This is a genomic window from Cupriavidus sp. HE11 (assembly GCF_056097175.1).
On record NZ_CP184464.1, the window covers coordinates 1,105,640 to 1,127,361 of the forward strand.

17 protein-coding genes are annotated in these 21,722 nt (G+C 65.1%); 6 read left to right on the plus strand and 11 right to left on the minus strand.

What is annotated here, in order from left to right; genetic code table 11:
* The first annotated feature begins 210 nt into the window (after window positions 1–210).
* Window positions 211–1,062, plus strand: coding sequence for a symmetrical bis(5'-nucleosyl)-tetraphosphatase (locus ACOABP_RS05180; protein WP_474227255.1), 852 nt, complete (start codon window positions 211–213; stop codon window positions 1,060–1,062).
* 38 nt (window positions 1,063–1,100) lie between these two features.
* Here ACOABP_RS05180 and ACOABP_RS05185 read toward each other — a convergent pair whose 3' ends face one another.
* The 7 genes from ACOABP_RS05185 to ACOABP_RS05215 all read right to left on the minus strand — a co-directional run bounded on the left by ACOABP_RS05185 (window position 1,101) and on the right by ACOABP_RS05215 (window position 6,766).
* Complete coding sequence (locus ACOABP_RS05185) at window positions 1,101–1,916, minus strand: lysophospholipid acyltransferase family protein (protein WP_474227256.1); 816 nt, start codon at window positions 1,914–1,916, stop codon at window positions 1,101–1,103.
* A gap of 28 nt (window positions 1,917–1,944) precedes the next feature.
* Window positions 1,945–3,219: a dihydroorotase gene (locus ACOABP_RS05190; RefSeq protein WP_474227257.1), complete on the minus strand. Its 1,275-nt coding sequence runs from the start codon at window positions 3,217–3,219 to the stop codon at window positions 1,945–1,947.
* Window positions 3,220–3,376: 157 nt separating this feature from the next.
* On the minus strand, window positions 3,377–4,348 hold the full coding sequence (locus tag ACOABP_RS05195; protein ID WP_066731832.1) for an aspartate carbamoyltransferase catalytic subunit: 972 nt from the start codon (window positions 4,346–4,348) through the stop codon (window positions 3,377–3,379).
* A gap of 92 nt (window positions 4,349–4,440) precedes the next feature.
* Window positions 4,441–4,965: a bifunctional pyr operon transcriptional regulator/uracil phosphoribosyltransferase PyrR gene (gene pyrR / locus ACOABP_RS05200; RefSeq protein WP_474227258.1), complete on the minus strand. Its 525-nt coding sequence runs from the start codon at window positions 4,963–4,965 to the stop codon at window positions 4,441–4,443.
* Window positions 4,962–5,399: a Holliday junction resolvase RuvX gene (gene ruvX / locus ACOABP_RS05205; RefSeq protein ID WP_066731837.1), complete on the minus strand. Its 438-nt coding sequence runs from the start codon at window positions 5,397–5,399 to the stop codon at window positions 4,962–4,964. The genes pyrR and ruvX overlap by 4 nt, the downstream gene beginning before the upstream one ends.
* Window positions 5,392–5,964 (minus strand): YqgE/AlgH family protein, encoded by a 573-nt coding sequence (locus tag ACOABP_RS05210; RefSeq protein WP_066731890.1) that lies wholly within the window; start codon window positions 5,962–5,964, stop codon window positions 5,392–5,394. Before ACOABP_RS05210 ends, ruvX begins: the two co-directional genes overlap by 8 nt.
* 85 nt (window positions 5,965–6,049) lie before the next feature.
* Entirely contained in the window at window positions 6,050–6,766 is a 717-nt protein-coding gene (locus tag ACOABP_RS05215) for a pseudouridine synthase (protein WP_474227259.1), read from the minus strand.
* Between the two features lie 58 nt (window positions 6,767–6,824).
* On the opposite strand from ACOABP_RS05215, the gene ACOABP_RS05220 reads away from it, so the two are divergent.
* Complete coding sequence (locus ACOABP_RS05220; protein WP_474227260.1) at window positions 6,825–8,369, plus strand: cryptochrome/photolyase family protein; 1,545 nt, start codon at window positions 6,825–6,827, stop codon at window positions 8,367–8,369.
* 73 nt (window positions 8,370–8,442) lie between these two features.
* On the opposite strand, the gene ACOABP_RS05225 is transcribed toward ACOABP_RS05220, so the two are convergent.
* The 4 genes from ACOABP_RS05225 to hemC form a co-directional block, all read right to left on the minus strand.
* A complete protein-coding gene (locus ACOABP_RS05225) occupies window positions 8,443–9,822 on the minus strand; it encodes an O-antigen polymerase (protein ID WP_474227261.1) in 1,380 nt (459 codons plus the stop codon).
* Window positions 9,823–10,023: 201 nt separating this feature from the next.
* Window positions 10,024–11,214 carry a heme biosynthesis HemY N-terminal domain-containing protein gene (locus tag ACOABP_RS05230; RefSeq protein WP_474227262.1) on the minus strand — a complete coding sequence of 397 codons (1,191 nt, stop codon included), beginning with the start codon at window positions 11,212–11,214 and terminating at the stop codon, window positions 10,024–10,026.
* A 4-nt stretch (window positions 11,215–11,218) separates the two neighbouring features.
* Window positions 11,219–13,318 (minus strand): fused uroporphyrinogen-III synthase HemD/membrane protein HemX, encoded by a 2,100-nt coding sequence (gene hemDX, locus ACOABP_RS05235; RefSeq protein WP_474227263.1) that lies wholly within the window; start codon window positions 13,316–13,318, stop codon window positions 11,219–11,221.
* Between the two features lie 10 nt (window positions 13,319–13,328).
* Window positions 13,329–14,324 (minus strand): hydroxymethylbilane synthase, encoded by a 996-nt coding sequence (gene hemC / locus ACOABP_RS05240; protein WP_474227264.1) that lies wholly within the window; start codon window positions 14,322–14,324, stop codon window positions 13,329–13,331.
* A gap of 152 nt (window positions 14,325–14,476) precedes the next feature.
* Here hemC and ppc point away from each other — a divergent pair, with 152 nt between their 5' ends.
* From ppc to ACOABP_RS05260, 4 genes are all read left to right on the plus strand, one after another.
* Window positions 14,477–17,494 carry a phosphoenolpyruvate carboxylase gene (gene ppc / locus ACOABP_RS05245; RefSeq protein WP_474227265.1) on the plus strand — a complete coding sequence of 1,006 codons (3,018 nt, stop codon included), beginning with the start codon at window positions 14,477–14,479 and terminating at the stop codon, window positions 17,492–17,494.
* A gap of 222 nt (window positions 17,495–17,716) precedes the next feature.
* On the plus strand, window positions 17,717–19,126 hold the full coding sequence (gene argH / locus ACOABP_RS05250) for an argininosuccinate lyase (RefSeq protein WP_474227266.1): 1,410 nt from the start codon (window positions 17,717–17,719) through the stop codon (window positions 19,124–19,126).
* Between the two features lie 196 nt (window positions 19,127–19,322).
* Complete coding sequence (locus ACOABP_RS05255; protein WP_474227267.1) at window positions 19,323–19,865, plus strand: TRAP transporter small permease subunit; 543 nt, start codon at window positions 19,323–19,325, stop codon at window positions 19,863–19,865.
* Window positions 19,865–21,589, plus strand: coding sequence for a TRAP transporter large permease (locus tag ACOABP_RS05260; RefSeq protein ID WP_474227268.1), 1,725 nt, complete (start codon window positions 19,865–19,867; stop codon window positions 21,587–21,589). The genes ACOABP_RS05255 and ACOABP_RS05260 overlap by 1 nt, the downstream gene beginning before the upstream one ends.
* Window positions 21,590–21,722: the final 133 nt, after the last annotated feature.

Sequence of the window (21,722 nt, forward strand, 5' to 3'; positions counted from 1 at the left end):
TCGGGTGTCCGCCTGATCCAGTGGGGGATAGCGGCTTTTTTAAGTCCTCGTGGAAGTGGCGCTATTCTATCTGACCCCACCGCCCATCCTTGGGGTGGTACCCAACTTTTTGTAGCGTCTTGTAACGAATCGCCAAATCGATTATGTGCCGATATAAGAATGCCTGTTCTGGCACTTTTCTGGCCTTCCTGATATTTGCGGCAATTCTTAATGCGTGTGAATCAAACTCCGTCTGACAACGTATTCGCCATCGGCGACCTTCAGGGCTGCGCCCCCTCCCTCCATGAACTGCTTGCGCAGTTGCCCGCGGACGCCACCCTGCGGTTCGTCGGCGACCTGGTCAACCGCGGGCCCGCCTCGCTCGAAACCCTGCGGACCGTGAAAGCCCTGGCGCCGCGTGCCAAAACCGTCCTCGGCAACCACGACATCCACCTGCTCGCGGTAGCCGCCGGCGTCCGCAAGAAGGGAAAGTCAGACACGCTCGACGACATCCTCAAGGCGCCTGATTGTGATGATTTACTCACATGGCTTCGCCACCAGCCGCTGGCTATCGCCGAAGATGGCTTCCTCATCGTCCACGCTGGCGTCCTGCCCCAGTGGACGGCGAGCCAGGTCATCGACCTGGCGCAGGAAGTCGAAGCCGAACTGCAGGGCCCGAACTGGCAGGGCTTCCTTGCGGATATCTTCGGTAACGCTGCTGACCGTTGGGACAACAGCCTGCGCGGCATCGAGCGTCACCGGGTGGTCGTCAACGCGCTCACCCGCCTGCGTTTTTGCTCCAGGGACGGCGTCATGGACCTGAAAACCAAGGAAGGGCTTGGCAAGGCCCCCGCCGGCGTGATGCCCTGGTTCGATGTCCCGGGTCGGCGTACTGCCGGGGATGTCACCGTGGTGTGCGGACACTGGTCGACGCTCGGCCTCGTCATGCGCCCGGATCTGATGGCGCTCGATACCGGCTGCGTCTGGGGCGGCAAGCTAACCGCTGCCAGGCTGGCGCGCGATCCGGACGCGCGAACGGTTATCCAGGTCGATTGCCCGCAGTATTCTGATCCGCTGGCCTGAAAACGAAAATCCCCGCGCGAGCGGGGACGACTAGACGGTCAGGACGTGGCAGTCGCGGGTTGGGGCGCCGCCGACAGGGACTGATGCAACCTGTCAGCCACATTGGCAGCGGCGTCGGGGGTACCCTCCACCAAATGCACCACCACCTCCCGCGCGGCCTCTGCCAGCTCCCTCCTGCTCGCCTCCCTGGCCAACAACTGCGGCCCCAGCGTCAGCCGTACCTTGATCGGCGGCGACTTCAGGACGGCATTCAGGCATTCCACCAGCGTGATGTCGTCGATATACGCGGGCGCCAGCGTCGGTTGACCGGTGGCCGCGTCCAGATAGCTCAGGCCCACCGGCTGGACGGGCAATCCGCCCACCAGAGGCGCCTGCATCAGGTTGGCGTGGAACGGCAGCACCTTGCTGCCATCGGTCGTCGTGCCTTCGGGGAACACGCACACCAGATCGCCCTGCCGCATGACGTCGGCGATGTGGTGCAGCACCCGGTGTGCGTCGCGCTTGCTGGCGCGTTCGATGAAGATGGTGCCGGTCTTGTCGCACAGCCACCCGATCAACGGCCAGTTGCGGATTTCCGATTTGGCGACGAAACGCACCGGTTGCCAGCTGTGGATCACATAAATGTCCAGCCACGAAATGTGGTTCGACACCAGCATTGCCCCGCGCGGCGCAGCTTCGCCGGGCGCCAAACCCTGCACTTCCACCTCGATGCCGCAGATGGCCAGTAGCTTGCGCGACCAGGCGCGGATCAGGCGTTCACGCAGATGAGCGCTCGCCCACGGGAAGACCGTTGCGCAAAACAACATCCCGCGCAGCAGATGAAAGCCCAGCCGCAGCTTGCGTAACCAGATCATCTTCAAACTCCGGAAGGCGAGCCGCCGGTCAGCGCTGCTCGTACACGACCTGGCCGTCGACCAGCGTCATGCGCACACGCCCTTCCATCTCGTAGCCGAGCCATGGCGAGTTCTTGCCCTGGCTCTTCAGTGCCGAACGCTCCACTTTCCACATCTGCTTCGGATCGAATACGCAGATGTCGGCGGCATTGCCAGCAGTCAGCGACCCGGCATGCAGGCCAATCACGCGAGCCGGATCGCTCGTGATGCGGGCCAGCGCCTTCACCAGCGGCACGTTGTGTTCGGCCGCCCAGCGCAGCGTCAGCGGCAGCAGTAGTTCCAGGCCGGTGGCGCCCGGCGTGGCTTCGGCAAACGGCAGCAGCTTCTCGTCGTCATCCACCGGAGTGTGGTCGGAACACAACGCATCGATCGTGCCATCGGCCAGCGCCGCCACGATGGCATCGCGGTCGCGCCCGCTGCGCAGCGGCGGCGTAAAGCGCATCTGGCTGTTGAAGAAGCCGATGTCCATGTCGGTCAGCGACACATGGTGGATGTTCACGTCGCAGGTCACCGCCAGGCCTTCCTTGCGGGCCTGGCGAACCAGTTCCAGCCCAGCCGCCGAAGACAGGCGGCACAGGTGAACGCGCGCGCCCGTGGCACGCATCAACTCGAAGATGGTATGCAGACGCACCGTTTCGGCGATCACCGACACGCCCGACAGGCCCAGCCGCGACGCCACGGCGCCACTGGCCGCCACGCCGCCACCCAGAAACGGGTCCTCGGGGCGCAGCCACAGCGTAAAGCCGAACGTCTGCGCGTATTGCATCGCGCGCTGCAGGACCTTGGTGTCCTCGATTGGCATCTCGGCCTGGCTGAAACCGACGCAGCCGGCTTCGGTCAATTGACCCATTTCGGTCAACGCCTTGCCCTTCAGGCCCACTGTCAGCGCACCCAGCGGATAGACGTGGGTCTGGTTCAGCCGGCGCGCACGGAACTTGAGCATCTCGACCAGGCCCGGTTCATCGAGCACGGGGTCCGTGTCGGGCGGGCAGACCAGGCTGGTCACGCCGCCGGCAGTGGCTGCGGCCACCTCGGATTCGAGCGTCGCCTTGTATTCGTAGCCCGGCTCGCGCAGGCGCGCGGACAGGTCCACCAGGCCCGGGCAGACGATCAGCCCCCTGGCGTCGATGGTCTTGTTGGCGTTGAAATCGGCAGGCGCCTGGCCCACGCCGACGATCTTGCCGGCGGCGATATACAGGTCCTGTTCGGCGTCGACGTTCGCGGCCGGATCGATCAGGCGGCCACCCTGGATTTGAATCTTCATGTCTAGTTCGCTGGCGTCTATTCGGTTTTTGGTTTGCCGCCTTGGGAGGCGCTATCAAAAGGAAGCGAAGCGGTTCTGGCTAGGCGCGCGGCCGCAGACAGTACAAGTGGTACGGCAAGGTCGCGCAACGACGCCAGAATCATTTTGATAGTGACTCTTAGTCGTTATTTCCAGCCACGATGCCCATGACGGCCATTCGTACCGCGATGCCGAAGGTCACCTGGTTCAGGATCACCGATTGCGGGCCGTCGGCCACGGCGGAGTCGATCTCCACGCCGCGGTTCATCGGGCCCGGGTGCATCACAATGGCATCCGGCTTGGCCAGCGCCATGCGCTCCGGCGTCAGGCCGTAGGCCTTGAAGTATTCCTGCGCAGACGGCAGCAGCGCGCCGCTCATCCGCTCGTTCTGCAGGCGCAGCATGATCACCACGTCTACGCCCTTCAGGCCTTCTTCCATGTTGTGGAAGACGCGCACGCCCATCTGCTCCAGCCCCGACGGCAGCAGCGTGCGCGGGCCGATGGCGCGCACTTCGGGCACGCCCAGCGTGGTCAGCGCGTGGATGTCGGAACGGGCCACGCGCGAGTGCAGGATGTCGCCGACGATGGCCACCGTCAGGTTCGTGAAGTCTTTCTTGAAATGCCGGATCGTGTACATGTCCAGCAGGCCCTGCGTCGGGTGCGCATGGCGGCCGTCGCCGGCATTGATCACGTGGACGTGCGGCGCCACGTGTTCGGCGATCAGGTACGGCGCGCCCGAACTGGCATGGCGCACCACGAACATGTCGGCCGACATCGCCGACAGGTTGTTGATGGTGTCCAGCAGCGACTCGCCCTTGCTGGTCGACGACGCATTGATATTGAGGTTCAGCACGTCCGCCGACAGACGCTTGGCGGCAATCTCGAACGTGGTGCGTGTCCGCGTGGAGTTCTCGAAGAACAGGTTGAACACGCTCTTGCCGCGCAGCAGCGGCACCTTCTTCACATCGCGGTCGGAATCGGACAGCGAAACGAACTGGCTGGCGGTGTCGAGGATGTGCGTGATCATGTCACGCGACAGCCCCTCGATCGACAACAGGTGCTTGAGCTCGCCGTTCCGGGTGAGCTGCGGGTTGCGGAACATCTTGGTCATGGGCAGGTGGGTCGGGCGCGGGTTCGGTCTGGCGGATTCAGTCTGGGTACGGCTTCGGTGCTTGACGTTCTGGCGGCGTCTCGGGTTGACACTCAGGTACGCGCTTCGGTTGCGAAGGCAAAGCGCGTCGCGGCGCCTTCGCCCTGGCGCGACAGCACCAGCGTCTTGTCCTGGGGCAGCTCGACGGTCGCGGCAGCATAGTCGGCGGCAAACGGCAGTTCGCGGCCGCCGCGGTCGGCCAGCACGGCCAGCGCCACACGCGCCGGCCGGCCGTAGTCGAACAGTTCGTTCACAGCGGCGCGGATCGTGCGGCCCGTGGCCAGCACATCGTCGATCAGCAGCACGTTTCGATCTTCCACGGAAAACGGCAGCGTGGTGGGCTGGGCCTGACTGTGCAGGCCCTTCTTGGCGTAGTCGTCGCGATGGAAAGCCACATTGATCACGCCGTGCTCGCCCAGCTTCAGGTCCGCCGCCAGCCGTTCGGCAATCCAGGCACCGCCGGAATGGATGCCCGCCACGGACCAGCGTGCGCGGTCGCCGGATGGCATCAGGGCCTGGGCCTGGTCGCGTAGCGCGTGGTATAGCGCCTCGGCGTCGGGTGTGGAGGTCTGGGTCATAGCGGGATTTCGTCGAAATACTGTTGCAGGATGATCCGTGCGGCCTCGGCGTCCAGCGCACCACGTTTGGCCCCGGCCATCGAGGCGGCGCGCGATGAATAGCGCTCGTCCACCCAATCCACGGGCAGGTTGTAGCGTCCGTTCAGCTGGTTGCCAAAGCGACGCGCAAGTCGCACCGAAGCCTGTTCCTCGTCGTCGGGGCCGGCATCGGGATTGACCGGCATGCCGACCACGAGCCGCACTGGCGACCATTCCTGAATCAGGGCGCCAACCGCGGCAAAGCGGGCCTCGACCGTCACGTTCGGGAGTATGGTGAGCGCGCTGGCTTGCCGGGTGATGAAATTCCCAAGCGCCACGCCGATTTTTTTCTCGCCATAGTCGAAGGCGAGCACCGTGCCGTCGCGGGGCGTCTCGCGCCCCGCCTGCTCAGGCATGCCCGGCCTCGCCCGACAACATCGTCACGTCGATGCCAAGCAGGCGCACGGCAGCCGCGAAGCGTTCTTCGGGCGGCACGCTGAAAATGATTTCGGGATCGGCCTGGACGGTCAGCCAGCCGTTGCGGCTCAGCTCGTCCTCCAGCTGCCCGGCACCCCAGCCCGCGTAACCGAGCGTCAGCAGGAACCGGTGCGGGCCGCTGCCGTTGGCCACGGCTTCGAGCACGTCCTTGGAAGTGGTCATTTCCAGCCCGCCGGGCACCGCCAGCGACGACACATAGATGCCAACCGGGTCGTGCAGCACAAAGCCGCGTTCGGTCTGCACCGGGCCGCCAAAATACACCGGCTGGTGGGCAACAGGCTGGATTTCGAGCTTGAGATCGATCTTGTCGAACAGCGTGGCCATGTCGATGTCGATCGGCCGGTTGATCACCAGGCCAAGCGCACCACGCTCGTTATGCTCGCAGAGGTAGACAACGGAACCCGAAAACGTCGGATCGGCCATGCCGGGCATGGCAATCAGGAACTGATTGGTGAGATTGATAGAAGCTTCGGGCGTCGCCATGGCTTGCATTCTACCAAATCGGACCCCGGCTGCTGTGGAAAACTTCTGCCCGCAAGCGCACTTTGCGGCGCCTGCCCGCCGGGGCTCAGTCGCCCGACGACTTCAGCGCCACCATGTCTTCGGGCGTCAGCCAGCGCCATTCGCCCAGCGCCAGCGCCGGGTCCAGCCGCAAGCCGCCGATAGCGCTGCGATGCAGTGCCGTCACATGGTTGCCGGTGGCGGCCACCATGCGCTTGACCTGGTGATACTTGCCCTGCAGCAGCGACAACCGCAGGCTGCGCTCGCCGGTGGCCTCGCAGGCATGCGCGGCAATCGGGGCCGGTTCGTCGTCCAGTTGCACGCCAGCGCGCAGGGCTTCCACCTGTTCCGGCGTCACCGGATCGAACGTGGTCACCTCGTACACCTTGGGTACCTGCTTCTTCGGCGACGTCTGGGCGTGGATGAACTGGCCGTCGTCGGTCAGCAGCAGCAGGCCCGTGGTGTCGTGGTCGAGCCGCCCCACGGCCTGCACCTCGCGCTGGCGCAACGGCACCGGCAGCAGGTTGTAGACACTGGGATGATGGCGCGGCCGCTGCGAGCATTCGTAGCCGGCGGGCTTGTTCAGCATCAGGTACGCCTTGGTGCAGGCCAGCCATTCCTCGCCATCGACGGTCAGGCGCAGACCGTCAACCTCGAAGCGTGCACCCGGGTCTTCGCACAGTTCGCCGTTGACCTCGACCAGCCCGGCCTCCACCAGGTCGCCACAATAGCGGCGGGTGCCGAAGCCTTGGGATTGCAGGATACGGTCGAGTGTAATGGCCATGAGTGATCTGAAAACTGCTTGTAAACGGTACGGAAGTATCTGGAGGCTATGTTAGGTTATGGCGATGCCGAGATCACCTTCCCCTGCGCCCGCACCGGGCGAACGTCTGCCTTACCGGATTGACCGGGAATTCGCACGCGGCCTGGTCTGGTTCCGGCGCGACCTGCGCATGGACGACCACGCGGCGCTGCATTATGCCCTCAAGCACTGCCGGCAGGTATGGTGCGTGTTCGTCTTCGACCGCGAAATCCTCGATCCGCTGCTCAAGCGCGGGCTCAAGGCCGACCGGCGCATCGAATTCATCCTGAAATCGCTCGATCCGCTGCGGCAGGCGCTGACCGATGCCGGCAGCGGCCTGATCGTGCTCGACGAGCAGGCGCGCAAGGCAATCCCGCGCCTGGCGGCCGAACTCGACGCCGAGGCAGTGTTCACCAACCACGACTACGAACCGATCGCCAACGACCGCGACGTCACGGTGCGCCAGGCGCTGGCGGCAGATGGGCGTGAACTGTTCACGTTCAAGGACCAGGTAATCTTCGAGGCGAACGAGATCCTGACCGGCCAGGACCACCCTTTCAGCGTGTTCACGCCATACAAGAACGCGTGGCTGAAGGCGGTGCGACCGTTCGACCTGCGGCCCTACCCTGTCGACAAATACCGGAAGGCGCTGGCCCCGGTGCCGGCCGCACACCGGAAGGCGCTGCCGACGCTGGAATCGCTGGGCTTTGCGCCCAGCAACCTCAAGGAAATTGCCATGCCGACAGGCATGGACGGTGCCGAATCGTTATTCCACGAGTTCCAGGGCCGCATGGGCGAATACGGACATCGTCGCGACTTCCCGGCGCTGCGTGGCCCCAGCTACCTGTCGGTACACCTGCGTTTCGGCACGATCTCGATCCGCAAGCTCGCACGTGCCGCGCACGATGCCGCGCAGCGTGGTGGGCCTGCCGCTGCGGGCGCCGCCGTCTGGCTGTCCGAGCTGATCTGGCGGGATTTCTATTTCATGATCCTGCACCACCACCCGCGCCTGGCCGAGGGCAAGTCCTACCATCCGGAATACGACGCCATCCGCTGGGTCGACATCCACACCGGCGACGAGTATTTCGACGCCTGGTGCCAGGCCCGCACCGGCTACCCGCTGGTGGACGCCGCCATGCTGCAGATCAGCCAGAGCGGCTACATGCACAACCGGCTGCGCATGGTCACGGCCAGCTTCCTGATCAAGGACCTTGGCGTGGACTGGCGCCGTGGCGAACAATACTTCGCCGACCAGCTCAACGATTTCGATTTCTCGGCGAACAACGGGGGCTGGCAATGGGCAGCCTCAACCGGCTGCGACGCGCAGCCCTACTTCCGCATATTCAACCCGGTCACCCAGTCGGAAAAATTCGATCCACAGGGCCGCTTTATCCGCAAATACCTGCCGGTGCTGGCGAACCTGCCCGACAAATACATCCACGCACCATGGACAGCGCCGGACGACGTGCTGGCCGCAGCAGGGGTGACGTTGGGAGACAACTATCCGCAGCCGATCGTCCAGCACAAGGTGGCACGGATGGAGGCGCTGGAGCGGTATGGGGCGGTGAAGGGGCACAAAGACTGACGCCGTGGCACACGGCGCGCGATCCTCGACGTTCGGAATCCGCAGCCGGGATACCAGACAACGACACCAGCCCCTAGTGATTGATGCTCACGGCTTTGCCCTGGTCTGGCACGGGGCTTTTGGTTTCTGGCAGTGCCGACCGCCAGAAACCACGGCCAATCAACAATTCTCTGCCACCGAAAACCCATGCCAGCAGGTACATGAATACCATCGGAAAGACCAGATCACGCAGCAGGAATGTGTCCGAGAGTATCGACATCGCACAGGTATAAGCAACATAGCCTGCCGTATAGACCCAGATAGCACCCGGATTGCGCACCGCCCCCAAATACAGAAAGGTAAACAGCATCGAGACGACAGCCACGGCAGGGATCATGCCAAGTGGGCCGAAGTCCTGATAAAAGGACCGTGCAGCGGTATAAATGTTCGTGTAGATCGGGTCGTAGATATACTCCCCGAAGTTGGCCAACTTCACCTCGCAGGCGCCAATGGCATTGCAGAGCCGATAGGCCTCGGTCATGGTATTCACCAGCGGCGGCGATTCCGAGTGCTCGAAGTCGTATCCACCTGCCTTCACGAATACTTCCTGGTCTTCGAGCACGACAACCGAGCCAGTTCCCGCACCGGAGACAAAATTATCAAAACCGGACCAGGCGCCTGAGACGTAGTTATAGAGATTACCGCCCCCCTCGTCTCCCTGGCCCCGGAATATTGGGACCGCAACCGCGAAGAAGGCGACCAATAGCGACAGGAATGCCCCAAGGCGCAGCAACTTGGTGACCTTGACGTCGGTTACGAGCAGGTATCCGAACAGCGTCAGAATCAGGATTCGCAAAAGCCCGGATCGCTCGAGAAAGCAGAGCGGATACAGGCATGCCAGGAAGATCGAAAGCGCGACCGCGCTTCGGGATGCGTAGCCGTCACGCGAAATCATCAGCATTACGACGGGCGCGAAATAATTGACGTAGCGAAGTTGGCTCAGCAGCCGGAATGGCAGAGGCACCTCGTATTTTTGCGTCGCCAAGACCCCGCGTAACGCTGACATATTCGGCATGCTGTCAAAGCTCATGCCTGCAAAGACCATCGCACTAAGCAGATAGGAAACCGCGGCGACGGCCGCCAGGATCTGCATGCAAAGCAGCGCTCGTGGAAGCCCCTTGATGGTGCGCTTGCCAAGCTGTACCGGCTCCAGCGTCATTGGTGTCCACGACCGTGAGATCATGATCCAGAGTCCCGGGATGACAAAGGCCAGGTAGAAACCCAGCATCACGCCGAACGTGTCATCCCTGATGAAATCGTCACCTGACAGGTAAATTAGGCTGCTGATTGCCCACACGGTGGCAAAAACCATCACTGGAGACAGCAGAAAGACCTTCGGTTGTTGGAATAACCTAGATATGGCTAGCAGCAGGATTGCTACCAACAGAAAAGTGCTGGCCAGGATAATTCCCATCTCGAATGTGCTGTTTCTGGCGAAGGCAGTATTTTAAGCGAGGAATCGGCGCCCGAATCTATCAATCGTAACAAGAAAGCAGGCTCGCATTTCTACAGCGCAGCAAGCCGTTGCATTGATATAGCGATGTGCAAATAGCACCATATTCCGCAAGATCAACGTGCGGGGTGCGGTACACACGGGGCTGCCGGACGACAAACCCTAAGCCGCCAGCATCGCACTTTCGCGATAGTGCTTCTGGGCTTCCTCAGGACGCTCGGTTTCCTCGAACAGCCGGGCCAGGGCCAGGTGGGCGCGTACGCAGATGCGCCGCTGCGCGTCGCGGTCGGCGTAGCGCAGCGCGCGTTCGAAGTTCGACTGCGCCTTGCCCCACAGTTGCTCGCCCAGGCAGAGCACGCCCAGCGTGTAGTACAGGTCGGCATCGTTCGGATGGTCGACCAGCCATTTTTCGGCCTGCTGGATCTGCGGCAGCGCCTTGCCCGGCTCCGCGCAATCGGCGTAGCGCTGCACCAGCCGGCTGTCCCAATTGACCTTTAGGGCTTCCTCGACGATCCGGCGGGCCTCGTTCTGGCGGTTCAGCGCCGAGAAATAGCGTGCGGCCTGCTCGGCGATGCGCACCGCATGCCGCTCGTCGGCCGACAGCGAGCGCCAGAAGTGATAGAGCGACTCCGCGTCATGGCGGCGTTCCTCGAGCATGGCTTCCACGGCCATCTGCTTGAGCCGCAGCGCCAGCACCGGGTGCAGCGCGTTGCGCTTTTCCAGCGAACGCGCCAGGCGCAGCACCTCGGTCCAGTTCTTCAGGTGCTGGTGCGCACGCAGCGCAATCCGCTGCACGTGGATCTGGCGTCCGCCCTTTTCCTGCAGCTGGGCGATGGTTTCCAGCGCCCCCTCTGGGTCGCGGGCATCCACCAGCAGTTCGGCCATCGACACCAGGCGGGCCTGCTCGCGTTCGGGATCGGTGACCTGCGACATCCATGCGTCACGACGTTCCGATTCCTGCATCCGGTGCGCCGCCCGCGCGCCCACCAGCGCGGCCGTCTGCGCCTGCTCCGGCCACGACTGGGCTTCCTTGGCGGCGCGTTCGGCGCGGGCAAAACGGCCGGCAAACAGGTTCTCGATCGACTCGCGCAGCGCGGCCTGGGCCTTGCTCATGCGGCTGCGCTCGCGGTACGCGGCGGCCCGGCGCGGCATTTCCGACAGATGCCGCATCGTCGTCATGACAGTCCAGACCACGAAGAACACCAGCAGCAGCAGCGCCAGCGTCAGGTTCAGCGACATCTCCACGCGGTACGGCGGATAGAACAGCACCACGTTGCTCTGATTGAACTGCGTGAACAGCGCCAACCCCACCGCGCCGCCAAACAGTACGGCCACCCAGAAAAGCAGTCGCATGCGGCTACTCCTTCTTCAGGGCGCGCAGCGCGCCAAGGCTCTCGGCCATGGTCGGCAGCGACACGCTCACCGCGCTGGCCTGCGACTGCTTGAGCAGCGTCAGCACGCCCTGCACGCGGCGCGAGCGGGTATCGAAATAGCGGCCGATCATCGCCTGGGCAGCGGCCAGGTCGTTGCGGAAGACCGGTTCGTTACGCGACAGCAGCGCCAGCCGCGCATTGAGCAGCCGCAGCTTGACGTTCTCGCGCAGGAACCAGCCCTGGTCGCCCGACAACAGCAGCGCATTGGTGTCATCCACCTTGCGCACGCGGATGACCTGGCCCAGTTCGGCCAGTACGTAGTCCCAGGTGCGCGTCAGGACGTTGCCCGTGGCAGCCGGGGCCGAAGCACCCTTGGCATCGGCCCTGGCAGGCTTCTCGTTCTCGCCCGGTACGCGGTCGAGCATGCGTTCGCCCGACAGCAGCGGCAGCGCATCGATCTGGTTGATCGATTCATCGAGCTTGATCGCCGCACCGGTCAGGTCCGTATCGGGCACCGCCTTCATGCGCGCGATGTCGCGGGCAATGGCGCGGCGCAGCTGGTTGTACTGCGGCTTGTCCGCGCGGGCCAGGCGCGCGTCGGCGCTCTGCAGCGCCGCCAGCGCCACCTGCACGTTGCCCGTCAGCTGCAGTTGCTGGCCGGCGTTGGTCAGCAGCTGCTGGATCTCGGCGATTTCCCAGTCGTCGCGGTTGCGCATCAGGTCCTGGTAGACCTGTTCCAGCGCGGCCTGCTTGTCGCGGGCTTCCACCACCTGGCCGTCAAGTGCGCCGACCTTGGCTTGCAGTTCCTTGACCGTATCCTGCGCATTCTTCGAAAGCACACGCGTTTCCTGCACCAGCGCGTCATTGCTCTGCTGGCGCCGCGCAAGCTCCTGCGTCAGGTGTTCCACGCGCATCTGCAGCCAGAAAAAGCCGCCAGCAATGGCCAGGACCAGGACGACAGCGACCACCCACCAGGCCGCCATGCCGCGGCGGGCGGCGGCGTGTCCGGCGGGCGGATGCGCAGTAAAAGACGTGCCGGCAGCACCGGACGGTGCGGCATGGCTAGACGAGGGGGACGTAGTCTCTGGCGTCACGCGTTCGACCTTCGTTTTCGTGGGTCCTTCGGACCCTGTTGATTCTGAGGCTGCCGGTGCGGGCGCAGGCACCGACACCGGTTCGACCGGGGCGGGTGCGGGCACCGGCGCCACGGGCTCGGGCGCCGACGGGCCAGCGTGGGCATTGCCCCATTGCGTACATGCGGCCAGCAGTCCGGCATCGCCGGGCGCGGCGGGCAGCACGTGCGCAAAACCCAGCGACTGGGCCTGCGCCGCAATTCTCGCATGCGGCGCAATGCACTGCATCTGCTTCAGGCGTTCGTGTTCCTGGGGCGACAGGTGCAGGCGCGCCAGGGCATCGAGGTTGCGGACGGCTTCTGAACTGGTCAGCAGCCAGGCGTACAGCGGCGCATCGGGCTTCAGGCTGTCGCGCACGGCCTGCCACTGCATGCCGGTCGGCTCGGGCAGCGTGCGGCTGTAGGCTTCCACGGCGTCCACGGTGGCGCCGGCTTCGCGCAGGCGGTCGGCCAGCCAGTCGCGGCCGCCGTTGCCACGGATGATCAGCACGCTGCGGCCCGCGAACGCGCCGGGCGTGGTGTCGAGTTCGGTCCAGAGGGCCTCGGAGTCGAAACGCGGGGCGTCAGCAGTGGTATCGGCCTCGCCCTGCGCGCCAGCGGGGGCAATCACGCGATGGGTCGGCGGTGCGATGCCGCGTTCGGCCAGCGCCGCAACGCTCGACGGGCCTACCACGGCCACGGGAACGTCAGACGGCCATTGCGCCTGGCCGGCGGTGTTCTGCACCTGCGCCAGCGCGTCCAGCGCGAACGACACCGCGTTCGGGCTGACGAACACCACCAGCGCATAGTCGGTCAGGCGGGCCAGCGCTGCGCGCAGCGGCGTATCGTCGGCGGCCGGGCCGATTGCCAGCAGCGGGAAGCCGAGCACATCGAGACCGGCGGCATGCAAGGCCTCGGTCAGTTGCCGGGACTGCCCGGCGGGTCGCGTGACTACGACGGTCGGGCGAGGCATCGGGCGTTCCTCAGGCGGGTCCGGCAGTCGACAGCGCAGCCAGCACGGCATCGGCGCCCTGGCCCAGCAGGTCACCCGCCACGGCGGCGCCCAGCTGCTCGGCGGCCTGCAACGAATCCACCAGTGCCGTAGCGTGGGCGCGCACGTTGCGGGTGCCATCGGGCAGCGCGACAAAGGCGTCGAGTTGCAGCGTGGCGTCATGCCAGCGCGCGTGCGCGGCCAGCGGTACCTGGCACGACCCGCCCAGACGGCGCGATACGGCGCGTTCGGCCGACACCGCCAGCAGCGTCGGCACGTGGTTGAGCGGCGCCAGCCATTCGACCAGTTCGGGACGGTCGGCGCGGATCTCGATACCCAGCGCGCCCTGCCCTGCGGCGGGCAGCGAACTGTCGGGCTCGATCAGCGCGCGGATGCGGTCGCCCAGGCCCAGGCGCTTCAGACCTGCTGCGGCAAGGATGATGGCGCCATACTCGCCGCGGTCGAGCTTGCCCAGACGCGTATCGAGATTGCCGCGCAGCGGCTTGATGACCAGATGCGGATAACGGCTGCGGAGTGCAGCCTCGCGGCGCAGGCTCGACGTGCCGACCACAGTGCCGGCCGGCATCTCGTCGAGCGAGGCGAATTGCGCGGAAACCAGCGCATCGCGCGGGTCCTCGCGTTCCATGACAGCCGTCAGCGCAAACCCCTCGGGCAGCTCCATCGGCACATCCTTGAGCGAATGCACGGCCAGGTCGGCACGACCCTCGGCCATGGCCACTTCAAGCTCCTTCACGAACAGGCCCTTGCCGCCTACCTTTGACAAGGTCTTGTCGAGAATTTGATCACCCCTTGTCGTCATGCCGAGAATGGACACATCGCACTGGGGATAGTATTGTTGCAACGCAGCACGCACATGTTCAGCCTGCCACATCGCCAGCCGGCTTTCGCGCGAGGCGATGACGAGCTTGTGTGGCATGCTGCGTGACGCTGCAGCGGACGAAGACGACGGTTGGGCGGGTGCTTGCATGCGCGCATGTTAGCACGCACCCCCTCGCAAAACCGCCAGATTGCCAGACCCGAAGTGACTTTCCGGCACGCGATTGATGCCGGTCGAATCCCCCGCCACGTGTATGGGGTTCGATACATATAAGCAACGCAGTGAGACGAGGAGATAAGTAGATGACGCAGCCTGCTGCGCGCCCCACCGGCCGTGCCCGTTCCACCGGCCGCAAGTCAGTTACGCCAGCCTCAGGCCAGCATGACGTGAATGGCACCACCCCGGGCGCCACCCCCAAGAAATCCCCCACCCGCAACGCCAGGGCATCGGCCAAGCCGACGCTGTCCGTGGTAACGCCCGAAGGCATTACCGTCGCCCCGGCCCGCCGCACCGCCGACAAGGATCTGCCACTGCGCGAGGACATCCGCTTCCTGGGCCGCCTGCTCGGCGAATGCCTGCGCGAGCAGGAAGGCGATGCCGCCTTCGACCTGGTCGAGACGATCCGCCAGACCGCCGTGCGCTTCCGCCGCGAGAACGACCGTGCGGCCGGCACCGAGCTGGACCGCCTGCTGAAGCGGCTGTCGCGCGACCAGACCAACTCGGTGGTACGCGCCTTCAGCTATTTCTCGCACCTGGCCAATATCGCCGAGGACCAGCACCACAACCGCCGCCGCCGCGTGCATGCGCTGGCCGGATCGCCGCCTCAACCGGGCAGCCTGGCTCGCGCGCTGCAGGCCATCGACGCCGCCGGCGTCACCGGCAAGCAGGTGCGCGACTTTTTGGATGGCGCGCTGATCATGCCCGTGCTGACAGCGCACCCGACCGAAGTGCAACGCAAGTCGATCCTCGACGCCGAGCGCGAGATCGCCCGCCTGCTGGCCGAGCGCGACCTGCCGATGACGGCGCGCGAGCGCGACCACAACACCGCACAGCTGCGCGCCCGCGTGACCACGCTGTGGCAGACCCGCATGCTGCGCAACACGCGGCTGATGGTGGTGGACGAGATCGAGAACGCCCTCTCCTACTACCGAACCACGTTCCTGCAGGGCATCCCGCGCCTGATGGCGGAGATGGAAGAGGATATCGCCGATGTCTTCCCGCGCCGCGGCAAGGCCGGCACGGCACCCGCGCCGCTGGCGCCGTTCCTGCAGATGGGTTCGTGGATCGGCGGCGACCGCGACGGCAATCCGAACGTGACGGCCGAAACGCTGGAGCACGCCGCCCAGCAGCAGTCGACGCTGATCATGCTGTGGTATCTGGACGAAGTGCATGCGCTGGGCGCCGAGCTGCCGCTGTCGTCGCTGATGGTCGACGCCAGCCCCGAGCTGCTGGCGCTGGCCGAGGCATCGCCCGACCATTCCGAGCATCGCGCCGACGAACCGTACCGACGCGCGCTGATTGGCATCTATGCCCGCCTGGCCGCCACCACGGAACGCCTGACCGGCCATGTGGCCCAGCGCCATCCGGTGGCCGACGTGGCGCCGTACGAAAACGCCGAAGCGTTCGCCGCCGACGTGCAGGTCGTGCTCGATTCGCTGCGCTCGCACCACGGCCAGGCGCTGGCCCGTGGCCGCATCGACTCGCTGGCGCGCGCCATCGCCATCTTCGGCTTCCATCTGGCGTCGGTGGACATGCGCCAGGTGTCCGACGTGCACGAAGCCGTGGTGGCTGAGTTGTTCAAGGCCGCCGGCATCGAAGCCAACTACGCGGGGCTGCCCGAAGAGCGCAAGGTGGAACTGCTGCTGGCCGAACTGCGCCAGCCGCGCCTGCTGACGCTGCCATGGCACGACTATTCCGAGCAGACCCGCAAGGAACTGGCGATCTTCGCCATGGCGCGCGACCTGCGGGCCCGCTACGGCAACCGCGTGGCCCGCAACTACATCATTTCGCACACCGAGACGCTGTCCGACCTGGTGGAGGTGATGCTGCTGCAGAAGGAAACCGGCATGCTGCGCGGCGCGCTGGGCAGCAAGACCGATCCGGCCCGCATGGAGCTGATGGTCATTCCGCTGTTCGAAACCATCGAGGACTTGCGCAACGCGGCCGGCATCATGCAATCGCTGCTGGACCTGCCGGGCTTCGATTCGGTGATCAGGCACCATGGCGTCGAGCAGGAAGTGATGCTCGGCTATTCGGATTCGAACAAGGACGGCGGCTTCCTGACGTCGAACTGGGAACTCTACAAGGCCGAACTGGCGCTGGTGAAGCTGTTCGAGGCACGCCGCGTGAAGCTGCGCCTGTTCCACGGCCGCGGCGGCACCGTGGGCCGTGGCGGCGGCCCGACCTACGAGGCCATCCTGTCGCAGCCGCCGGGCACCGTGAACGGCCAGATCCGCCTGACCGAGCAGGGCGAAATCATCAATAGCAAGTTCGCCAATGCGGAAATCGGCCGGCGCAACCTGGAAACGGTGATCGCGGCCACGCTGGAGGCGTCGCTGCTGCCCACGCAGAACGCGCCGGCCGGGCTCGCCACGTTCGAAGCGGTCATGCAGCAGCTGTCCGACCACGCGTTCCGCGCGTACCGGCACCTGGTGTACGAGACCCCGGGCTTCAAGGACTATTTCTTCGCGACCACGCCGATCACCGAGATTGCCGACCTGAACCTGGGTTCGCGGCCGGCCTCGCGCAAGCTGATGGACAAGAAGAGCCGCAAGATCGAGGATCTGCGCGCGATTCCGTGGGGCTTCTCGTGGGGCCAGTGCCGCCTGCTGCTGCCGGGCTGGTACGGCTTTGGCAGCGCGGTCAAGGCCATGCTGGACGCGGCACCGGACGAAAAGTCGCGCAAGGTGGCCGTGGCCACGCTGAAGCGCATGGTCAAGACCTGGCCGTTCTTCCGCACGCTGCTGTCGAACATGGACATGGTGCTTGCCAAGACCGACCTGGCCGTGGCGTCGCGTTACGCGGGGCTGTGCGACGACCCGGCGCTGCGCAAGGCCGTGTTCTCGCGCATCAGCGCCGAGTGGCATCTGACCAGCGAAATGCTGTCGCTGATCACGGGCCGCACGGAACGCCTGTCCGATAACCCGCTGCTGGCGCGCTCGATCAAGAACCGCTTTGCCTACCTGGACCCGCTGAACCACCTGCAGGTGGAACTGCTCAAGCGCTACCGCGCCGGCAAGGACGCCGACGACGTTCGCGTGCGACGCGGGATTCACTTGACGATCAATGGGGTGGCGGCGGGGTTGCGTAATAGCGGCTGATTTTTGTTGCGTTGTCGCCGCTTTTCTCCCCTCTCCCGCCCAGCGGGAGAGGGGTCGGGGGAGAGGGTAAAGCGGTTCCGGTTGCCGACTTCGCACGTTGAGCGGCCTGCCCTCTCCCCCAGCCCCTCTCCCGCGCTGCGGGAGAGGGGAGCCACCCACCCGCATTTGCCCTGCCCTCTGGCGATATAATCGCCGTTTCCGATTTTCCGCCCTGCCCCTGACATGACCTCCCAACTTGCCAAGAAAGGCGAAGCCTGGTCCGCCCGCTTCTCCGAACCGATGTCCGACCTGGTGAAGCGTTACACCGCGTCGGTCTTCTTCGACAAGCGCCTGGCGCTGTTCGACATCCAGGGCTCGCTGGCGCATGCGGCCATGCTGGCGAAGCAGGGCATCATCGCCGACGCCGACCGCGCCGAGATCGAGCGCGGCATGACGCAGATCCGGGGCGAGATCGAGTCCGGCGCGTTCGAGTGGAAGCTCGACCTGGAAGACGTCCACCTCAATATCGAAGCGCGCCTGACCGCGCTGGTCGGCGATGCCGGCAAGCGCCTGCACACGGGCCGCTCGCGTAACGACCAGGTGGCCACCGACATCCGCCTGTGGCTGCGCAGCGAGATCGACAACATCATCGGCCTGCTGGGCGACCTGCGCGGTGCGCTGCTGGACCTGGCCGAGAAGAACGCCGACACCATCCTGCCGGGCTTCACCCACCTGCAGGTAGCACAGCCGGTCACGTTCGGCCACCACCTGATGGCCTACGTGGAGATGTTCACGCGCGACGCCGAGCGCATAGCCGACTGCCGCCGCCGCGTGAACCGCCTGCCGCTGGGCGCCGCCGCGCTGGCCGGCACCAGCTACCCCATCGACCGCGAATTCGTGGCCCAGCAGCTGGGCTTCGACGGCGTGTGCCGCAATTCGCTGGACGCCGTGTCCGACCGCGACTTCGCCATCGAATTCCTGGCCGCCGCGTCGCTGGTCATGACCCATATCTCGCGATTCAGCGAGGAACTGGTGATCTGGATGAGCCCGCGCGTCGGCTTCATCGACATCGCCGACCGCTTCTGCACGGGCAGCTCGATCATGCCGCAGAAGAAGAACCCCGACGTGCCCGAACTGGCGCGTGGCAAGACCGGCCGCGTGTACGGCCACCTGAACGGCCTGCTGGTGCTGATGAAGGGCCAGCCGCTGGCCTACAACAAGGACAACCAGGAAGACAAGGAGCCGCTGTTCGACACGGTGGACACCGTGGTGGACACGCTGCGCATCTTCGCCGACATGGTGCCGGGCATCAGCGTCAAGCCCGACAACATGCGCGCCGCCGCGCTGCAGGGCTACGCCACCGCCACCGACCTGGCCGACTACCTGGTCAAGCGCGGCCTGCCGTTCCGCGACGCGCACGAGGCCGTGGCCCACGCCGTGCGTGCCTGCGACGACCGCCATTGCGACCTGGCCGACCTGACGGTCGAGGAGCTGCGCCAGGTTTCCGGCCTGGGCGACAAGGCTTCGCTGATCGGCGACGACGTGCATGCCGTGCTGACGCTGGAAGGCTCGGTCGCATCGCGCAACCATATTGGTGGCACCGCGCCGGACCAGGTCCGCGCCGCCATCGCCGCCGCACGCAAGGCGCTGTGACCGTGTAAGTTTCACGTAAGCCTGCGTCGTAAAAAAGCCGCCGTGGCCTTCGGGCTCCGGCGGCTTTTTCTTTGGTTTTTCGTTTGTTTTCCGGGGCTTGGCACCGAATTGCCACATCGGTAGGACAATCCCCTAGCGCTCACATAATTTGTTACAGATACACTAATCGGCGCATAAAACCGGGGGGAGACAACCCATGAATTACTTGCTTGGTCTGTCACGACAGATCGACAGGTTGAATCAGCACACGGGCAGGCTTGCAAACATCATGATCCTGCTGTCGTGTCTGATCAGCGCAGGGAACGCCCTGCTTCGTTACGGCTTCAACCTTAGCGACAACTGGCCGCTGGAACTGCAGTGGTACATGTTTGCCATTTCCGTGATGTTCGGCGCGTCGTACACGTTCCAGCGCAATGAGCACGTGCGCGTGGACCTGATCTACGGCAACGTGTCCGAGCGCGCGCAGCACTGGATCGACATCTTCGGCATCGTCGTGTTCCTGCTGCCGTCCACGATCCTGTTCACGTGGTTGTCGTGGGAATCGCTGTTCCTGCCTTCGTGGCGCATTCTCGAGCAGTCGGGCAACTCGGGCGGCCTGCCCCGTTACCCGATCAAGCTCGTGGTGCCCATCGGCTTTGCCCTGCTTACGCTGCAGGGGATTTCCGAACTGATCAAGCGCTTTGCCGCCCTGAAGGGCCTGGTGCGCATCGAATCAAAATACGAAAGGCCGGTGCAATAATGATTCCATTGGAATATATGCCGCCGCTGATGTTCGGCGGCCTGGTGGTATTCATGCTGATCGGGTTCCCGGTCGCATTCTCGCTCTCGGCGGTGGGCCTCGCCTTCGGCTTCCTGGCCATCGAATGGGGGTACTTCCCGCTGCAGTTCCTGCAGGCCGTGCCCAGCCGGGTGTTCGGCAGCGTGCTGGCAAACGAACTGCTGCTGGCGATCCCGTTCTTCACGTTCATGGGCGCGATCCTGGAAAAATGCGGGCTCGCGGAGGACATGCTCGACTCGATGGGCCAGCTGTTCGGCCCGGTGCGGGGCGGCCTGGGCTACTCGGTGATCATCGTCGGCTTTATCCTGGGGGCGATCACCGGCACGGTGGCCGCGCAGGTCATTGCCATGGCGATGATCTCGCTGCCCGTGATGATGCGCTACCGCTACAACATGAAGTACGCCACGGGCGTGCTGGCCGCATCGGGCACGATCACGCAGCTGGTGCCGCCGTCGCTGGTGCTGGTGGTACTGGCCGACCAACTCAAGACGCCGGCCGGCAGCGCCGACGTGGGCAGCATGTACCTGGGCGCCTGGGGCCCCTCGGTCGTGCAGATCGCGCTGTTCGCGCTGTACACCTTCGTCCTGACCCGGATCAAGCCCGACTGGCTGCCGCCGGTGCCGCCCGAAGCCCGCACGCTGCGCGGCTGGGCGCTGTGGGCCAAGTGCCTGCGCGGCATCATCCCCTGCGCGGTGCTGATCTTCCTGGTGCTGGGCACGATCATGCTGGGCATCGCCACCCCGACCGAATCGGGCGCGATGGGCGCCGTCGGCGCGCTGGTGCTGGCCGTGATCCGCGACAAGGGTTTCAACCGGATCGACCGCAATATCTACCGCATCGGCATCGGCGCCACGCTGGTGGCGGCGGCAGTGGGTGTGTTCGCGTTCGGTTCGCATGCGTTCCGGATTCCCCTGGCCGTGGCCTACCTGGTGGTGCTCTGGCTGCTGATCCGCGCCGGACAGCTGACCGAACTGCGCCTGCTGATTGTCGAGGCGTACCAGTCCACCGCCCGGATCACGGCGATGGTGGTGTTCATCCTGATCGGTTCCACCTGCTTTTCGGTAGTGTTCCAGGGCGTGGATGGCGGCGCGTGGGTCGAGCACCTGTTCACCTCGCTGCCGGGCGGCTGGATCGGCTTCCTGATCGTGGTGAACCTGTTCATCTTCTTCCTGGCGTTCTTCCTGGACTTCTTCGAGATCGCGTTCATCGTGGTGCCGATGCTTGCCCCGGTGGCCGTCAAGGTCCTGGCGCCCGTGGTGGCCGATTCGATGGGCGGCAACCCCGAGGCCGCCGCCACCGCCGCGCTGGTCTGGTTCGGGGTGATGCTGTGCGTGAACATGCAGACGTCGTTCATGCATCCGCCGTTCGGCTTCGCGCTGTTCTACCTGCGCGGCATCGCGCCGAAGGAAGTGAAGAGCTCGGACATCTACTGGGGCGCGCTGCCCTGGGTCGGCCTGCAGCTCATCATGGTGCTGCTGGTGATGTTCTGGCCGGGCATGGTGACCGGGCTGCTCGACAAGGGATCGCTCAAGCATAGTAATTCCGCCGAAGTCAGCATTCCGCTAGGCGGGGAAGAGAGCAAACCGGGCGGAGGGGCATCGACGCCGGGTACGCTGGAACTGCCGGGCAGCAGCACCGACAGCGAGCCGGCGGCGCCGCAGTTCCAGTTCGAGAAGAGCAAGTAGGAGCAAACCGGCAGACCTTGATGTTCCCCCTGGTGTTCTCCCCTCGCCCGCTTGCGGGAGAGGGGCGGGGGAGAGGGCAAAGCCTCTCCCAACAGACCACGCCCAAACAAAAACCCCCGGCCTTGCGGTCCGG

Excerpts from the sequence above, each read along its gene's own strand:
- hemDX (WP_474227263.1), bottom strand. The coding sequence starts at position 13,318 with ATGCCTCGCCCGACCGTCGTAGTCACGCGACCCGCCGGGCAGTCCCGG.
- ACOABP_RS05190 (WP_474227257.1), bottom strand. The coding sequence starts at position 3,219 with ATGAAGATTCAAATCCAGGGTGGCCGCCTGATCGATCCGGCCGCGAAC.
- ruvX (WP_066731837.1), bottom strand. The coding sequence starts at position 5,399 with ATGCCTGAGCAGGCGGGGCGCGAGACGCCCCGCGACGGCACGGTGCTC.
- ACOABP_RS05255 (WP_474227267.1), top strand. The coding sequence starts at position 19,323 with ATGAATTACTTGCTTGGTCTGTCACGACAGATCGACAGGTTGAATCAG.
- ACOABP_RS05185 (WP_474227256.1), bottom strand. The coding sequence starts at position 1,916 with ATGATCTGGTTACGCAAGCTGCGGCTGGGCTTTCATCTGCTGCGCGGG.
- ACOABP_RS05220 (WP_474227260.1), top strand. The coding sequence starts at position 6,825 with ATGGCGATGCCGAGATCACCTTCCCCTGCGCCCGCACCGGGCGAACGT.
- ACOABP_RS05225 (WP_474227261.1), bottom strand. The coding sequence starts at position 9,822 with ATGGGAATTATCCTGGCCAGCACTTTTCTGTTGGTAGCAATCCTGCTG.
- hemC (WP_474227264.1), bottom strand. The coding sequence starts at position 14,324 with ATGCAAGCACCCGCCCAACCGTCGTCTTCGTCCGCTGCAGCGTCACGC.
- ACOABP_RS05210 (WP_066731890.1), bottom strand. The coding sequence starts at position 5,964 with ATGGCGACGCCCGAAGCTTCTATCAATCTCACCAATCAGTTCCTGATT.
- ACOABP_RS05195 (WP_066731832.1), bottom strand. The coding sequence starts at position 4,348 with ATGACCAAGATGTTCCGCAACCCGCAGCTCACCCGGAACGGCGAGCTC.
- ACOABP_RS05260 (WP_474227268.1), top strand. The coding sequence starts at position 19,865 with ATGATTCCATTGGAATATATGCCGCCGCTGATGTTCGGCGGCCTGGTG.
- ACOABP_RS05180 (WP_474227255.1), top strand. The coding sequence starts at position 211 with ATGCGTGTGAATCAAACTCCGTCTGACAACGTATTCGCCATCGGCGAC.
- ACOABP_RS05230 (WP_474227262.1), bottom strand. The coding sequence starts at position 11,214 with ATGCGACTGCTTTTCTGGGTGGCCGTACTGTTTGGCGGCGCGGTGGGG.
- ppc (WP_474227265.1), top strand. The coding sequence starts at position 14,477 with ATGACGCAGCCTGCTGCGCGCCCCACCGGCCGTGCCCGTTCCACCGGC.
- argH (WP_474227266.1), top strand. The coding sequence starts at position 17,717 with ATGACCTCCCAACTTGCCAAGAAAGGCGAAGCCTGGTCCGCCCGCTTC.
- ACOABP_RS05215 (WP_474227259.1), bottom strand. The coding sequence starts at position 6,766 with ATGGCCATTACACTCGACCGTATCCTGCAATCCCAAGGCTTCGGCACC.
- pyrR (WP_474227258.1), bottom strand. The coding sequence starts at position 4,965 with ATGACCCAGACCTCCACACCCGACGCCGAGGCGCTATACCACGCGCTA.